The organism is Affinundibacterium flavidum (assembly GCF_014284175.1).
Classification (GTDB): Bacteria; Pseudomonadota; Gammaproteobacteria; order Burkholderiales; family Burkholderiaceae_D; genus Undibacterium; species Undibacterium flavidum.
This window is the reverse complement of record NZ_JACOGA010000033.1, coordinates 1-15348: the sequence shown is the minus strand read 5'-3', so window position 1 is coordinate 15348 and position 15348 is coordinate 1. Positions and strand designations below refer to the sequence as shown.

Genomic DNA, 15348 nt, shown 5'->3' with positions numbered 1-15348 from the left:
ATCTACGTCACTGATTTTTAACCAAAGGGTGCGCACGGCATCCAGTTGCTCGTTTCTGATATGCCTATCAAAAACTGTTAAAACATCGAGTCCGTGAAAATACCGACTCTTCATTCATAATACAAGGTCGGGTGTGGCCCGACAGCCACTCACTTTTCTTGCTTCGCCAAGAAAAGTAAGCAAAAGAAGGCGACCACGCTGCCACTGGCCTTCGGCTTCCCAATTGTGCAAGACAAAAAATGGGAAAGTGTTGAAACTCGCCTTCGGCTCAAACAGCAACACTTTCTTTATCCATTTTCTGTCTTGCACAATTGGCAGTGTCAGAAGTGGAACGGCACAAAGTCAACAACAAAATCAAGATCAAAAGCAACATCAAAACAATCAATAACGACGACCAATCATTCTTCTATTAGCCGCCGTAGGTCGTTGTTTTTGAATTTGCTTTTGACCTACCCCGTTTGAGACGATGTAATTTGTGCGTCACAGAAAATGGATAAGAAAGTGTTGTTGTCTGAGGTTTAGCAGGGGTTTCGATGTGCATGCACATCGCCTGCGTTACGGTCTTCGCTTGCAAGCGAAGATGCGCCCTGCAAGGGAAGCGAGTTTCAACACTTTCCCATTTTTTGTGATGCACAAATTATGCTGAAGCGTAGCGTAAGCACCCGAAGGGCGAGTCTACGGTCGCCTTTTTTGGAGCACCTTTTTTGGCGAAGCAAAAAAGGTGCTTGGCTGTCGGGCCACACCCGACCTACAGACCATTCAACAATCTAGAAGTTCATTCAAATAATAAAAAAGGAGAAAGTCCAAAAAGACTTTCTCCTCTCAATCAAACATTCATTCCTATCAAACAAAAATATTACTCAGCAGTCTTACGACGCGTAGTAGCTTTCTTAGCTGCAGCCTCTTTAGAAGACGCAGCAGCTGTTTTAGTAGATGCGACCTTCACACGACCACCAGAAGGAATCTTTGGAGTCGCCGATGTCGCACGAGGCTTACGAGCCGGCTTTTCACCAGCCAACTCAGCCGCCACTTTGCTCACGCGTGGTTTGCGCTTTGGTTTCTCATCTTCCACTGTCGTTTGAATTGCCATCATATCTGGCGTCACTTCGACTGGTGCGGCTTTGGAACGTGAGCGTTTTGGTTTTTCTTCATCCATAGGGCCAGCGGTCATTTTAGAGGTACGTTTTGCAGCACCCATTTTGACTTCTTTACCGCCCCACAACTCTTCTAAACGGTAGTACGCGCGGATTGCTGGTTGCATGATGTGAACGACCATATCGCCCAAATCGACCAGTACCCATTCACCCGTACCTTCACCTTCCATGCCAACGATGTTGCCGCCGTTTTCTTTGACTTTGTCGCGCACCGCAGCAGCGAGCGCTTTAGTTTGACGGTTGGAAGTACCAGATACCACGCAAACGCGATCGAACAGGCTGGTGATTTCGGTGGTGTCGAAGATTTGTATGTCTTGACCTTTAACGTCTTCTAATGCGTCGAAGACCAATGTTTGCAATTTTTTGATATCCATAATGTCCAATCTATCCTAATTTCTTGTAATCCTGATCGCAGCTTCGTCGTGAGTTTGAAGCAGCTAATGCGAAGGTTAATGGTTTTGCGCTAATTGTAAATCCCTTGGCTTTGAAGGTAGTCTAACACCTTGCGCGGAATTAGCGAGGTGGTTTCCCTGGTTTGCCCTTGTTGCTGCAATTCGTCGCGAATTCGTGTTGCAGAAATATCCCAGGCCAGATCAGTTTCCAGCCAGGTTTTGCCAAAAGAGCATTGCTTAAGATCTTCAATTGCGCCATTTGCTTGCTGCCAGAGCGCGGCAAATTCGCTGGGTAATGTGTCGAGTTGCAAGCTATAGCCGGGTCTTGCGGCAACGACGATATGTGCCAATTTAAAAATTTGTTGCCAGTTTTTCCACGTTGCGAAATTGTGAAATTGGTCAGCACCAATTAGCAAAATAAGCGCGATCTCCTCATTTGACTGAGCATTACCCCATTGAGATCGCATATTAGTTAAAGTATCGACCGTGTAGCTGGGAATCTGCGCAGCTGCACGTTCTATCTCTTGTTGGTCGATGCTGTAAGGCACTGATAATTGCTCATCAAATGCTAATTCCAACATCTTTATTCTTTGTTCTGCCGTCGCTTTTAAACCGCCTTTTTGCCAAGGTTGGCCGGCAGGTATTAAACGCACTTCATCGACCTTAAGCAGCTTGGCAAAATGCTGCACCAACGCGACATGCCCTTGATGTACTGGATCAAAACTACCGCCAAATACCAACACTGAGCGCTGGATGTTTATTGCAGCAGGATTTGCAGGAGCGGATTTTACACCCATTCCTTATGCACCAAAAAATCAGTCGCCAATTTGGCTTCTGCACTACCTGCTTCGGGCTTCCAATCGTAACGCCATTTCACTATCGGTGGCATCGACATCAAGATCGATTCGGTACGACCACCCGATTGCAAACCAAATAGCGTGCCTCGATCAAATACCAAATTAAATTCCACATAACGACCACGACGATAAGCTTGGAAATCACGTTCAGTTTCGCCGTAGGCGAGATCCTTACGGCGTTCGAGGATAGGGCGATAAGCCTTCAAAAATCCATCGCCAACGCTCTTCATCATCGCAAAACTTTGTGCAAATGGCTGCTCGTTAAAATCATCAAAGAAAATGCCGCCTACGCCACGTGCTTCTTTACGATGTTTGAGATAGAAATACTCGTCACACCATTTCTTAAATCGTGGATGAAGGTCGGCACCAAATGGCGTTAAGGCATCTTTGCAAGTTTGATGAAAATGCTTAGCATCTTCTTCAAAGCCATAATACGGCGTGAGATCCATGCCGCCGCCGAACCACCACACTGGATCTTTACCTTCGGCATACGTAGTGAAAAAACGCACGTTCATGTGGACCGTCGGTGCAAACGGATTGCGCGGATGCAGCACCAAAGACACGCCCATCGCTTCCCACTTGCGCCCCGCTAATTCAGGACGACTCGCCGCCGCAGATGGTGGCAAGTTATTGCCCATTACATGCGAAAAATTCACACCGCCGCGTTCAAACACATGGCCTTCTTCAATCACCCGCGAAATCCCGCCACCGCCTTCTGGGCGTTCCCAGCTATCGGTAATAAAACGGCAGCCATCAACTTCTTCCATAGCTGCAACGATGGATACTTGCAGGCCTAGTAAATATTCTTTAACGGAATTCGCGTCGGTCATAAAATTAGATTATTAAACATTTAAACCTCTCAACGCCGAGGCGCCGAGGCGCAGAGGAAAAACAATGAGAGATCATGATTCCCCTCTTCTCGCCTTTCTCAGCGTCTCTGCGCCTCGGCGTTGAGGGGTTTGACAATCGACGCTTGCTATTATTGTTGTTTACACTCAGTGCTTACGATTAAGCGCACGCCATCCAATATCTTTACGATACTGCGCACCTTTAAATTGAATTTTTTCAACCACATCATAAGCATGTTTTTGTGCGGTCTTCACCGAGTCACCGAGACCAACCACGCACAACACGCGCCCCCCCGTGACGCTGAGTTTGCCGCCAGCTAAGGCTGTGCCCGCATGGAAGGTAATGCAATCTGTAGTCTCTGCTGGGATGCCTGTAATGTCTGCACCTTTTTCAGGTGCATCCGGATAACCAGCGGCTGCCATCACCACACCCATCGCTGTGCGTCTATCCCATTCGAGTTCGACGGTATCGAGCGTGCCATTGACTGCATGCTCCATCACACTGATCAAATCAGTTTTGAGACGCGACATAATCGGTTGCGTTTCTGGATCGCCCATGCGGCAATTAAATTCCAAAGTCTTAGGATTACCCTGCTCGTCTATCATCAAACCAGCATACAAGAAACCGGTAAACACGATGCCGTCTTTGGCCATGCCTTGTACGGTAGGCTGAATAATTTCGCGCATCACGCGTGCATGTAACTGTGGAGTGACGATAGGTGCTGGGGAATAGGCGCCCATGCCGCCTGTATTTGGTCCTTGATCTTGATCGAGCAAGCGCTTGTGATCTTGGCTAGTTGCCAGTGCCAGAATATTTTTACCGTCAACCATGACGATGAAACTCGCTTCTTCGCCTGCCAAAAATTCTTCGATCACAACGCGGGCGCCAGCATCGCCCAACTTATTGTCCGACAACATCATATCGACTGCCGCGTGGGCTTCTTCGACTGTCATCGCAACGACGACACCTTTACCAGCCGCCAAGCCATCGGCCTTGATGACGATAGGTGCGCCTTTTTGATTCAAATAATCATGCGCTGCTTGCAGGTCGGAAAAAGTTTGGTATTCCGCAGTCGGAATATGGTGCCTATGCATGAAAGCTTTGGCGAAATCTTTGGAGCTTTCTAACTGCGCCGCCTCTTTCGTTGGTCCAAAAATCTTTAAACCTTTTTCACGGAAGATATTCACGATACCTGCAGCAAGGGGCACTTCAGGGCCAACTACGGTCAAACCGATATGCTCTTGTATCGCAAATTCCGCTAAGGCATGCGGATCAGTGATGTTGATGTTCTTTAAGTTCTTATTTAATTCTGTGCCGCCATTACCAGGCGCAACAAAAATCGTTTGCGCACGTTCTGATTGCGCTAATTTCCATGCCAGTGCATGTTCACGACCACCGGAGCCGACCACGAGAATTTTCATTTTTTACTCTGAATAGTTGAGTTGAATTGATGTTTGCTACGAATTGCGATAAGGCTTTTAGAAAACGATAACCATAAGATGAGATAGAAATTCAATTATAGGGATGCAGCGCAAGGCGCCAAGCACAGCAATACGTCGGTATTGCGAGCATTGGTAACGAAGTGCTGCGCCCCTATGCATAAATTCGTTGGATTTATACTCATCTTATTCTTCGATGATGGCATTCGTAAACACTTCTTGCACGTCATCCAGGTTTTCTAAGGCATCAATAATCTTCTGCATCTTGATTGCATCATCACCAGTGAACACCGTTTCAGTTTGCGGCTTCATCACAACTTCTGCGACTTCTGGTTTAAAGCCAGCTTTTTCCAGTGCATCCTTAATCGCCGATAAATCATGCGGTGGACAAGTGACTTCGATACCGCCTTCGTCATCGGTGACTACATCGTCAGCACCCGCTTCCAAAGCAGCTTCCATCAGGGCATCTTCATTCGTGCCCGGTGCGAAAAACATTTGACCGCAGTGCGTGAACAAGAAAGCCACTGAGCCTTCGGTTCCCATATTGCCGCCAAATTTACTAAAAGCATGGCGGACTTCAGCAACCGTACGAACACGATTATCGGTCATGCAATCAACGATAATCGCTGCACCGCCTATGCCATAACCTTCGTAACGAATTTCTTCATAATTGGCACCTTCCAAAGTACCCGCACCGCGTTGAATCGCGCGTGTAACGTTTTCTTTCGGCATATTTGCATCTGCTGCTTTATCCACTGCCAGACGCAAACGCGGATTCGATGCGACATCTTCGCCACCCATGCGCGCCGCCACTGTGATTTCTTTAATCAAGCGTGTCCAGATCTTGCCGCGCTTTGCGTCGGTCGCTGCTTTTTTATGCTTGATGTTGGCCCATTTACTATGTCCTGCCATGATTGCTCTTTCTAAAATTGACAATGCTTTGCACTTATCGATACCGATTTAAGGTAATTTTCATCATTCGCTGACAATTTGGACATGTCGCGATGGAAACTTTGCAAAGGATTGGTTTTATAATGAAGACCGCTATTCTAACATAGAGCACTTGCGCAAAACCGCCGCTGGCTTTCTCAGGTGACGAGGATTGCTGAAGTTTTCGACGCAGATCTGAATAATTATCTCTATTTACGCATATTCAACCCAGGCAAATCATGTCAAAACCACTCTTAGTCGCCAAATCTCTTGCGAAAAATCAATCTTTTGATCTCAATTTGCTCTCTGACTGGGCGAATCGCCACGGTTGCATTACCGGCGCGACAGGCACCGGCAAATCAGTCACTTTACAAGTGTTAGCACAATCCTTCTCCGATATTGGCGTACCGGTGTTCATGGCCGATGTCAAAGGTGATTTATCGGGCATGTCACAAGCAGGTCAATTAAGCCCTAAGATGCAGCAACGCCTAGAGATGCTGGGCGTAGCAGCGCCAAATTGGCAAGCCTGCCCGGTGACGTTTTGGGATGTATTCGGCAAACAAGGCCATCCAGTACGCGCCACGATTTCAGATTTAGGTCCACTATTGCTAGGTCGCATGTTGAATTTGAATGAGACGCAAGAAGGTGTATTGCAACTCGCATTTAAGATTGCCGATGATAATGGCTTGCTATTATTAGACGTCAAAGATCTGCGCGCGATGCTGCAATATTTGGGCGATAACGCCTCCGAGTTTCAAACCGAATACGGCAATATTTCTGCAGCCAGCATAGGCGCAATCCAACGTGCTTTGTTAGCGATGGGCGAACAGGGTGGCGAAGAGTTTTTTGGCGAACCTATGCTCAATCTGGACGATATGATGCAAACCGATACCAACGGTAAAGGTTTCATCAATATCTTGGCCGCCGATCAACTCTTGCAATCACCGCGTCTGTATTCCACGTTTTTGCTATGGATGCTATCCGAGTTGTATGAAAACTTGCCAGAAGTGGGTGATGTTGAACAACCAAAGATGGTGTTTTTCTTTGACGAAGCACATCTCCTATTTGACGAAGCGCCTAAAGTTTTATTGCAAAAAATTGAACAAGTAGTGCGCCTGATACGCTCCAAAGGTGTCGGCGTTTATTTTGTGACACAAAATCCGCTCGATATTCCTGATGCGGTATTAGGACAATTAGGCAATCGCGTACAACATGCTTTACGTGCGTACACGCCGCGTGATCAAAAAGCGGTGCAAGCCGCCGCCGAGACTTTCCGCCCGAATCCTGAATTAGATACCGCAGCGGTGATTAGCGAATTGGGCGTGGGCGAAGCTTTGATTTCTTTCTTAGATGAAAAAGGCCGACCCAATATTGTGCAACGTGGATTTATCGTGCCACCCGCCTCGCAAATAGGTGCGATTACGCCTGAGCAAAGAAAAACCATCATGGCAAATTCTATTGTCGCAGGGGTCTATGAAAAAGCGATTGATCGTGAATCTGCCTACGAAAAAATTAAAGGCCGCGTGCATCAGGACAATGCGCCAGCGAATTCGTCAACACCACCAGTCGCTGATGACAATGCTGCTTGGGGGCGCTCTACAGGTTCTCCATCAGTGCCACCAGCTCAGCCAACTCAGCCTCGTTCGCAACAATCAGCACCAGCACAAGCAGAATCCGAAGGTGGCGGCATCGCAGGCGCTCTGGGAGGCATGTTCGGCAATCTGTTCGGCGGCTCAGGCATACGACGCAAAGATAATGTCGCCGAAACCATGGTGAAATCAGCAGTACGCACCATAGGTTCACAAGTCGGGCGCGAAATTATTCGCGGCGTACTGGGTTCAATCATGAAGAAGCGATAGTAGTCATCAGGATGACGGTAGGCTCGAAAACCTACCGTCCCAAGTATAATCGCCCCCCTCAAAGCAAATACACCAAGATCATGCAACTCATCATCGCCGCTGTCGGTCACAAAATGCCATCCTGGATAGAAACTGGTTTTCAGGAATACGCCAAACGTATGCCTCCCGAAGCGCGAATCCATCTCAAAGAAATCAAACCAATAGAGCGCTCAGGTAGCAAAACTGCGGAAACAGTCATGGCGCTTGAAAAAGACAAAATCGAAGCGGTAATTCCAAAGAATGCACGCGTCATCGCGCTCGATGAACGAGGCAAGGATTTGACCTCAGTCGGTCTTGCCAAACAACTTACCGAATGGCAGCAAGAAGGTCGTGATGTAGTGTTTGTGATTGGTGGAGCAGACGGATTAGACGCCGAATTCAAAGCAAAAGCCGATGGATTGATCCGTATCTCAAGTTTGACTTTGCCACATGGTATGGTGCGTGTATTATTAGCAGAACAACTATATCGCGCTTGGTCGATTACCCAAAATCATCCGTATCACAGGGTCTAGTAAAAGCCCATACCACGCACGATCTCTTTTCTAAGTTCTCGTTTGTGAGTGCTCGATTGTGAGTTCTCGATTGTGAGGTATCGCTATGCATCTGTTTCGTCCTATCTGGGTAGCTGCTGGTCTCGGGCTTGCATTGTTTTTCCTTCCGACGTTTTTCCTTGCGACTTCACAGCTTCGTGCGGAGAACGTCGCAAGCAGTGAGCAATATGATCTGAGCATGCGTGGCATGATACGTTTAATTCATGAAAAACCCGCACAGTTCGAAGCTCTTTGGGCCGAACGACGTCGCAACAAAGAACGCGCCATTTCTTCCCAATTCAGCGCCAGCGAACGTGCCGCCGCATTACAAAATATCCAGTGGGAATGGGCTGCAGGTTTGATCAATTATCCCTACTTTCATCAGCGCGAAACGGGCGGAGTCGTCGCTGCCAATTGGCAAGCAAAGCAAGAGGCGATCAAGTCTATTCAATTTAACGAAGAAGCGAACCTAGAGCACAGCAATTTCCAACTTTTGATTCAAGCTTGGCTGCATGACACCGCGGGTCAACTCTTAAAACAAGACCCTATGCTCATGCGCGGTGACAACCGCTGGTTACGCGCCAACTTCGCCGCCCTCGAAACGACGATCACAAACCGCAAAGTCAAAGCGCATTTCATGAGCAAACTGCTGGCGGAGCACATTGATGAAAATGGTGCCAAGAATGTTTTGCCACAAATTGTTAGCGCAGAAAACAACGGTGTTGACGCTACACAAATCGGCAAATTCCGTGCTGCGTATGAACAAACGACACAAGCGCCAACAGATCATGTCGCCTATACATATCAAAGCGTCGATGATGTTGATCTGCAACTGCATGTTTTCCCTACAAAAACCGAAGCCAAGAGCGCCCCAGTGTTTTTGTGGTTTCATGGCGGATCATGGAGCACAGGCCACTGGAGTTACTGCCCGGTGCTGTGTCGCGCCTTACAAAATAGCGGATTTATCGTGGTACAAGTCGAGTACCGCACCTCACAACGTTTTGATGGCACTCCACTGAATGCCTTAGCTGACGCCGGGCGCGCTATTGATTGGATCATTGCGCATAGTAATGAGTTACACATCGATCCCAGCAAACTCATGGTTGGTGGTTTTTCCAGTGGAGCGGCTTTAGCATCGCAAATGGCAGTGTTAAACAATACCAAGGTTCGCGCGGCAGCTTATATCTCTGGCGGTTTCGATCCCTCGAAAGATACCTGGTATAACAGCGTAGTAGGTCCATTGCGCGATACCAAACCACTATCTCCCCTTCTTATGGTTGATCGCAATAGCCCGCCACAAATTCTGTTTCATGCAAAAGACGATGTAATGTGTGTCTATCAAGATGCGCAAGACCTGTCCCGCAAATTGACAGCGCTAGAAATTCCGAATCGACTCGTCAGTTTCGAACAAGGCGGGCATTTCTTTGTTTTTAAGGACCCTGCAGATCGCCAGCGTATCTCAATGGAACTGGCAAACTTTGTTGAACAACTCAAGTGGAAATGACTATCCATCGTTTTCCTTTGCCACATGGCATGGTGCGTGTATTATTGGCAGAACAACAGCAGAACAACTCTACCGCGCCTGGTCGATTACACAAAACCACCCGTATCATTGGGTATAAATTAAGATTGTGATCAGGCCAAGCATCAGGATTTTGGCCATGTCGTACCAACAAAAAATTTATCTCGCTTCCAAGAGCCCACGCCGGCGTGAATTACTGCGTCAGGTTGGCATCGACTTTGAAGTCATCTTGTTGCGCGATGCCCGACCTCGTGGACCAGATGTCACCGAAGTCGTGCTACCCGGTGAATTGCCCGACGTCTATGTCGCCCGTGTCACTCAAGAAAAAGCCCTGGCAGCATGGAACGCCATGCTGGCACGCAGGCTTCCCATTCGCCCAGTCTTGGCCGCAGACACCACAGTCGTCATCCAACAAGAGATCCTTGGCAAACCCGCCAATCGCGACGAAGCAATTGCCATGCTCAGAAAACTGGCTGGCAACACGCATCAGGTACTGACTAGCATCGCCATCAAATATCAAAATCAGCTTTTGCAATGCACGCAACAATCAGAAGTCACTTTTGCGGCATTAAACGACGCACAAATCGCAGCCTATTGCGACAGTGCCGAGCCGTATGACAAAGCAGGCGGCTACGGCATACAAGGCATGGCGGCGCGTTTTATCACACACATCAGCGGTAGCTACTCCGGCATCATGGGTCTTCCTTTGCACGAGACCACAGCCTTGCTCGACCGCTTTAAACCCATTTGAATTTTAAAATACGATAGAAACCTAGCCATGAGCGAAAATCTTTTAATTAACGTCACGCCGCAAGAAACCCGCGTGGCCCTGATTTTTCAGGGAGCAGTACAAGAGTTACACATAGAACGCACCTTATCGCGCGGCCTGGTCGGCAATATTTATTTGGGCAAAGTCGTACGTGTTTTGCCCGGTATGCAATCGGCATTTATCGACATCGGCCTCGAACGTGCTGCGTTTTTGCACGTAGCGGATATCTGGGATGCACGCCCACAAGGACACGAAGGTAATCCGAATAATGTGCCACTGACACCGATAGAAAAACTCTTATACGATGGTCAAGCAATCACGGTACAAGTCGTCAAAGATCCAATCGGCACCAAAGGCGCACGCCTCTCCACGCAGATCTCGATTGCGGGACGGATGTTAGTCTACTTACCGCAAGACTCACACATCGGTATTTCACAACGCATAGAAAACGAAGAAGAACGCGAAGCCCTGCGCACCAAAGTACAAGGCTTGATGTTAGAAGGTGAAAAAGGCGGTTTCATCGTGCGCACTATGGCCGAAGACGCATCAGAAGAGGACCTGCGTGCCGATATTGAATACCTGCGCCGCACCTGGTCGACGATTACCAAACTCGCCAAGACCCAGCCGCCATGCAGCCTTTTGCATCAAGACTTAAATTTAGCGCAACGCGTCTTACGCGACTTCGTCAACGAAGAAACTAGCAGCATACAAATTGACTCACGTGAGAATTTTTTGATGCTACAAGAATTCGGTCGCACTTACACACCATCAGTACTACCAAAGCTCCAGCACTACACAGGTGAACGTCCACTATTTGATCTATACAGCGTAGAAGAAGAAATCGAACGCGCATTAGGGCGACGCGTCAATCTCAAATCTGGCGGTTACCTGATCATCGATCAAACCGAGGCCATGACTACCATTGACGTCAACACTGGCAGCTTTGTCGCCGGACGCAATTTTGACGATACGATTTTCAAAACCAATCTCGAAGCGGCACTCGCGATTGCGCGCCAACTACGCTTGCGCAATTTAGGCGGCATCATCATCCTAGACTTAATCGACATGGAAAGTCAGGAACACAAAGACGCTGTCTTAGCCGAACTCAACAAAGCCCTAGCACGCGACCGCACCAAACTTTCCGTCTCCACGTTCTCCGCATTAGGCTTAGTCGAAGTCACCCGCAAACGCACGCGCGAATCACTGTCACATGTTTTATGCGAACCCTGCCCGGCATGCAGCGGCAAAGGCCAAGTCAAAACAGCCCGCACTATCTGCTACGAAATCCTGCGCGAACTCCTACGCGAAGCCAAACAATTCAACCCAAGAGAATTCCGCATCATGGCATCACAAGTCGTAGTAGATATGTTTTTGGAAGAAGAGTCGCAGCATCTGGCGATGCTGGGGGATTTCATTGGTAAGCCGATTTCACTGCAGGTGGAGAATGTGTTTCATCAGGAGCAGTACGATATTATTTTGATGTAATGTTTCGATAAATTTCTATAGCAATGCAGTATCAGTCACTCTTGGTGGCTGATACTTTCAGTGCCCCCCCTTCAATTCAATCGTACACTTCACCAATAGTTCTCATGTTGAGACTAAACCTTCAAGATTGTGTAACCACGCATCAAAATGTGGACACTCGGCTCGTATAGCATCCAAACCAATGTCACATGCAATTAAAGGGCCATGAAATGTCTTTTGATACCCAGACATGGCAGATAGAATTCGTTTCGATGGAGCTGTATGCGGACCATCGTTAATATCCTCCGGCGCATTCTTTTTTCGAGCTAAAATCAAGGGTTCCAATACCCTATCGTCATCAGTCCACTGCTCAAAAACTTCCAACTTAGAAAACAACAAAGCCTCAAATTCATGTACAAGTAAGTTAGGAATAAAGTTGGGTAAATTAACTACCAAAGCCAACTCTTCTTCCAGAAATTTTGCCTTTTGCCGCCCATTTCCACTCATTGGATAAACCGGACTTCTTTTTCCAGGGAAATCCTCTGGAAGTGCGTAAAGATCAAAAAGCGTTGTTACATAAGAAGCCTCATCTTGCTTACACAATTTCTCAATTTGAGGTCTCGTTTTTGCAAAGCTAATCATTCCTCCTTTATGTCCAGCGCTTGTACTGACAATAATTGGGGTTAGATAGAGCCCTATTCTGGCATAAAACGGTACCATCAGTTCATTAACAAATGCCTCCTCCGTCTGCCCTTCCACTAATAGATAAACACGGCTCATCGCCCCGGCCTCCCACCTAGCAGATTTTTCTTCCAAAGGTCTCCAAGGTTGTATTCCGATAGCCATTCAGCCAATTTCACAACGTCGGGGCGGCTAAAAATTGACTCACCGCCACGCTTATCTACAACAATTAGATCTTGTGGTTCGAATTCATTCACTAGCTCTACCGATTGCGTCGAAACGATCAACTGGTGCTCCTGAGAAGCAGACTTCATTAGCCCACCAAGCACTTTAATTGCAAAAGGATGCAAGCCAAGTTCAGGTTCATCGATCAACACGGTTTTTGGCATAAACTCTTCGGGTTGCAGCAACACCGAAACCAAACAAATAAAACGCAAAGTACCGTCAGATAACGCACTTGCACTAAACGGCTCATCTTGTCCCTGTTCTGTCCATTCAAGTTGGATCTTATCTTTATTATCAACGGTAGCACGTAAGTAAAAATCACCAAAGAACGGAGCAGCCAAGCGTATTGCTTTCACAATACGTTGATAATGCTCTGTATGATGATTTTTCAATCGCAACAAAAACGCAGCTAAGTTGCGGGCATCCTCCCTTAAATATTCATTATCGTTCACATTATGAATCTGTTTAACTAAAGCACTGTGGCTTGTATCATGGAAGTGGTAGAGGCGCCAGCTCCGCATAGCTGGTATGACATAAGCATAAATTGCAGTTCTCCCTTTTTGACTCTCAGCATACGACTCGAAATGGCCTGAGGCTGGTCGCCAGTCTCCATGTTCATTCCACCAAAGTGCCTCTCTATGGAAAACCATTCGATTATCAAGGGTTGGCCGTAAGCTAAAACGATAGCCATTATTTCCGAAATACAGTTCTGCCCTCAGTTCTTCGGTTTTTTTTCTCCCATAATGCAGCATTGCATCAGGTCCACCAGCTTGCCCTACAGTTGTTTGTAACTGTTGATCTAGTATCCGACTAATTAGGCGAAAAAAACCGATGAAATTCGACTTACCAGCGCCGTTAGCACCTATCAGAACATTTAATCTCCCCAACTCCAAATTGCATGCGGCAATGGACTTATATCCGCATAGGACAAGCCGGGATATCTGATCAGAGTCATTCACTTGTTTCATTTTGTTCAAACTTCATATTTAGCGTTCATAGGCTCATCACATTAATCTGCTTTATTGAAAATAACAGGTCGATGCCATTTATAGAGTTATTTTATCAACCAGTGTAAACCATTCAGTCATTCTGGATTTTACTAATCAAGTAACCAAACAATTAACGTCTAATTCAACTGTATGGAATAATCTCACTTTTATCAATACTTGTGTCCATAAAAAGCGAACTCAATCAGTATCTCACTGAACGGCCTCGATTCCAGAAATACGAATATGTTGTGAGAGCCAATCATAATAAGCACGTCGAGATTCAACATGTGCAGGTTTGTCATGATGTCGCCCCACCTTAACTTGCAACTCACTTGGCGGTTCTATGCGAATATCAATATCTTCCGAAAAGCGATGGATAATACCGAAGCCTTTCGACAGTGACGTGCCGCCTTTCAACTCAAACTCGAATTGGGACTGTTGCAAACCCCACAGGCAATGCATGATCCAATAATCCTTTTCAACGAGTACGGGCGCTATCCCGCGCTGCTGCGCGACGATGGCAAGCAGCTCGTTAAAATCGCTGCGAGTATGCAAAAGCTCAAGCATGATCAGATGAAAAATGCCAAGCCATAAAACGTTTCTTGGTAGCGACAGAAGCGAAGGTAGAAACAGCACGCTTCAACTTAGCCTGATCGAATAAAGGTAGTTTTCGCTCAACCATTTGAAGCACTTGGTTCTTATCCTCTGCTAATTCATCTAAATTATTAATCACGTCAACCAACAAAAATTCAGAAGTAAGCTTTTTCGGAAACCTTGGCTTAACCCGAAAATCAAACTGACGATTCCCAAACGAAAACATGCCGTGCCGTTTATGGTTATAGACAATCGTTTTGTTATACAGCTGTGTAGTCCCCACGCCCAAAGCGTTATAACTTGATGGGGAGAACACCAAAAAATCCTTGTCACGCAAAAAAGCAGTGACCAGTTCATGATCGTCTGGGGGTAGTTCACCAAACACCGATTTCTTTGGTACGTAGTAAAGCCCTTGCGCCAAGCGCTTCAAAGCACCATCAGCAACCAATTCGCTCAGATGCCGATCAACCGCATTGGAAACTTGCGCCAAATCCTCGCGACGATACACCTTACCAGCGCGCAAAGTCCTCGCCACTTGCATCAAGGCGCCTTGTTTTGACCGTAATGGGCGTTCTAAATTCGTATTCACTTGTTCCACTGAATGAAATCTCATTGATGTTTCATGCAAATTATAGCGGTTATCAGTTTATTTTACTGGAATATGCAAAGTTTCTTTAGCGTTTGCTCTAAGCAGAATTTCTGCTCTCGCAATGGGCAGCCAAAGACAAAACAAAAAACAAATTCGATAGCTTACAAAATTAAAGTGTAACAATAGATGCCAGTAACACAACCAAAAGAATAATCATAATGGGTACAAGCAGTTTGTAGCGGAATAATCGAAAATTAAGCTTACTATTGGCTAAAAAAATTATGGCTAATATTACCTAAATAGGACGCAAAGTTGTGTCAAACACGGTAACTCAACCATATAGATCCTATGATTAAAAAAGAGTCGACAAGCAAATAGCAAACCTTAAAATAAAAGCTCGACCAATCAAATTAAGGAGAACGACATGCTTGCGACTCTTAGGGATGATTTTACTGCAGAAAAAATG

At 46.7% G+C, this 15348-nt stretch carries 14 protein-coding genes and 1 pseudogene; 6 read left to right on the top strand and 9 right to left on the bottom strand.

The features are described 5' to 3' along the window. Positions 1-856: 856 nt before the first annotated feature. The 5 genes from rsfS to H8K55_RS21020 form a co-directional block, all read right to left on the bottom strand. The gene (rsfS, locus tag H8K55_RS21040; RefSeq protein ID WP_186944188.1) at positions 857-1528 is read right to left on the bottom strand and encodes a ribosome silencing factor; all 672 of its coding nucleotides are present in this window, start codon (positions 1526-1528) and stop codon (positions 857-859) included. A gap of 89 nt (positions 1529-1617) precedes the next feature. Beyond that, positions 1618-2343 (bottom strand): nicotinate (nicotinamide) nucleotide adenylyltransferase, encoded by a 726-nt coding sequence (gene nadD / locus H8K55_RS21035; protein WP_186944187.1) that lies wholly within the window; start codon positions 2341-2343, stop codon positions 1618-1620. After that, the gene (gene hemF, locus H8K55_RS21030) at positions 2334-3233 is read right to left on the bottom strand and encodes an oxygen-dependent coproporphyrinogen oxidase (protein WP_186944185.1); all 900 of its coding nucleotides are present in this window, start codon (positions 3231-3233) and stop codon (positions 2334-2336) included. The genes nadD and hemF overlap by 10 nt, the downstream gene beginning before the upstream one ends. 165 nt (positions 3234-3398) lie before the next feature. Beyond that, positions 3399-4673 carry a phosphoribosylamine--glycine ligase gene (gene purD, locus H8K55_RS21025; protein WP_186944183.1) on the bottom strand — a complete coding sequence of 425 codons (1275 nt, stop codon included), beginning with the start codon at positions 4671-4673 and terminating at the stop codon, positions 3399-3401. A gap of 204 nt (positions 4674-4877) precedes the next feature. After that, positions 4878-5603 (bottom strand): YebC/PmpR family DNA-binding transcriptional regulator, encoded by a 726-nt coding sequence (locus H8K55_RS21020; protein ID WP_186890639.1) that lies wholly within the window; start codon positions 5601-5603, stop codon positions 4878-4880. Positions 5604-5860: 257 nt separating this feature from the next. Here H8K55_RS21020 and H8K55_RS21015 point away from each other — a divergent pair, with 257 nt between their 5' ends. The 6 genes and pseudogenes from H8K55_RS21015 (at position 5861) to rng (ending at position 11825) form a co-directional block, all read left to right on the top strand. Continuing rightward, on the top strand, positions 5861-7480 hold the full coding sequence (locus H8K55_RS21015; RefSeq protein ID WP_186944181.1) for a helicase HerA-like C-terminal domain-containing protein: 1620 nt from the start codon (positions 5861-5863) through the stop codon (positions 7478-7480). Between the two features lie 80 nt (positions 7481-7560). Continuing rightward, complete coding sequence (gene rlmH, locus H8K55_RS21010) at positions 7561-8031, top strand: 23S rRNA (pseudouridine(1915)-N(3))-methyltransferase RlmH (protein ID WP_186944180.1); 471 nt, start codon at positions 7561-7563, stop codon at positions 8029-8031. Between the two features lie 85 nt (positions 8032-8116). Continuing rightward, complete coding sequence (locus tag H8K55_RS21005; protein WP_186944179.1) at positions 8117-9553, top strand: alpha/beta hydrolase; 1437 nt, start codon at positions 8117-8119, stop codon at positions 9551-9553. An 11-nt stretch (positions 9554-9564) separates the two neighbouring features. After that, positions 9565-9671: pseudogene (locus H8K55_RS21000) on the top strand (23S rRNA (pseudouridine(1915)-N(3))-methyltransferase RlmH); the annotation flags it as partial. 39 nt (positions 9672-9710) lie between these two features. Continuing rightward, a complete protein-coding gene (locus H8K55_RS20995; RefSeq protein WP_186944178.1) occupies positions 9711-10322 on the top strand; it encodes a Maf family protein in 612 nt (203 codons plus the stop codon). Between the two features lie 27 nt (positions 10323-10349). Then, positions 10350-11825: a ribonuclease G gene (gene rng / locus H8K55_RS20990; RefSeq protein WP_186944177.1), complete on the top strand. Its 1476-nt coding sequence runs from the start codon at positions 10350-10352 to the stop codon at positions 11823-11825. A 102-nt stretch (positions 11826-11927) separates the two neighbouring features. Here rng and H8K55_RS20985 read toward each other — a convergent pair whose 3' ends face one another. The 4 genes from H8K55_RS20985 to H8K55_RS20970 all read right to left on the bottom strand — a co-directional run bounded on the left by H8K55_RS20985 (position 11928) and on the right by H8K55_RS20970 (position 14906). Then, the gene (locus H8K55_RS20985) at positions 11928-12584 is read right to left on the bottom strand and encodes a DUF4276 family protein (protein ID WP_186944176.1); all 657 of its coding nucleotides are present in this window, start codon (positions 12582-12584) and stop codon (positions 11928-11930) included. Then, a complete protein-coding gene (locus tag H8K55_RS20980) occupies positions 12581-13678 on the bottom strand; it encodes an AAA family ATPase (RefSeq protein ID WP_186944175.1) in 1098 nt (365 codons plus the stop codon). Before H8K55_RS20980 ends, H8K55_RS20985 begins: the two co-directional genes overlap by 4 nt. A gap of 231 nt (positions 13679-13909) precedes the next feature. Continuing rightward, positions 13910-14266 carry a nucleotidyl transferase AbiEii/AbiGii toxin family protein gene (locus H8K55_RS20975; protein WP_230408751.1) on the bottom strand — a complete coding sequence of 119 codons (357 nt, stop codon included), beginning with the start codon at positions 14264-14266 and terminating at the stop codon, positions 13910-13912. Next, positions 14259-14906, bottom strand: a complete 648-nt coding sequence (locus tag H8K55_RS20970) for a DUF6088 family protein (protein WP_230408750.1) — start codon at positions 14904-14906, stop codon at positions 14259-14261. The genes H8K55_RS20975 and H8K55_RS20970 overlap by 8 nt, the downstream gene beginning before the upstream one ends. Positions 14907-15348: the final 442 nt, after the last annotated feature.

What these genes read in the sequence shown, in the direction of transcription:
- H8K55_RS20975 (WP_230408751.1), bottom strand. Translation starts at nt 14,266, where the DNA reads ATGCTTGAGCTTTTGCATACTCGCAGCGATTTTAACGAGCTGCTTGCC.
- H8K55_RS20970 (WP_230408750.1), bottom strand. Translation starts at nt 14,906, where the DNA reads ATGAGATTTCATTCAGTGGAACAAGTGAATACGAATTTAGAACGCCCA.
- H8K55_RS20995 (WP_186944178.1), top strand. Translation starts at nt 9,711, where the DNA reads ATGTCGTACCAACAAAAAATTTATCTCGCTTCCAAGAGCCCACGCCGG.
- H8K55_RS21015 (WP_186944181.1), top strand. Translation starts at nt 5,861, where the DNA reads ATGTCAAAACCACTCTTAGTCGCCAAATCTCTTGCGAAAAATCAATCT.
- rlmH (WP_186944180.1), top strand. Translation starts at nt 7,561, where the DNA reads ATGCAACTCATCATCGCCGCTGTCGGTCACAAAATGCCATCCTGGATA.
- rng (WP_186944177.1), top strand. Translation starts at nt 10,350, where the DNA reads ATGAGCGAAAATCTTTTAATTAACGTCACGCCGCAAGAAACCCGCGTG.
- nadD (WP_186944187.1), bottom strand. Translation starts at nt 2,343, where the DNA reads ATGGGTGTAAAATCCGCTCCTGCAAATCCTGCTGCAATAAACATCCAG.
- rsfS (WP_186944188.1), bottom strand. Translation starts at nt 1,528, where the DNA reads ATGGATATCAAAAAATTGCAAACATTGGTCTTCGACGCATTAGAAGAC.
- purD (WP_186944183.1), bottom strand. Translation starts at nt 4,673, where the DNA reads ATGAAAATTCTCGTGGTCGGCTCCGGTGGTCGTGAACATGCACTGGCA.
- H8K55_RS20985 (WP_186944176.1), bottom strand. Translation starts at nt 12,584, where the DNA reads ATGAGCCGTGTTTATCTATTAGTGGAAGGGCAGACGGAGGAGGCATTT.
- H8K55_RS21020 (WP_186890639.1), bottom strand. Translation starts at nt 5,603, where the DNA reads ATGGCAGGACATAGTAAATGGGCCAACATCAAGCATAAAAAAGCAGCG.
- H8K55_RS20980 (WP_186944175.1), bottom strand. Translation starts at nt 13,678, where the DNA reads ATGAAACAAGTGAATGACTCTGATCAGATATCCCGGCTTGTCCTATGC.
- H8K55_RS21005 (WP_186944179.1), top strand. Translation starts at nt 8,117, where the DNA reads ATGCATCTGTTTCGTCCTATCTGGGTAGCTGCTGGTCTCGGGCTTGCA.
- hemF (WP_186944185.1), bottom strand. Translation starts at nt 3,233, where the DNA reads ATGACCGACGCGAATTCCGTTAAAGAATATTTACTAGGCCTGCAAGTA.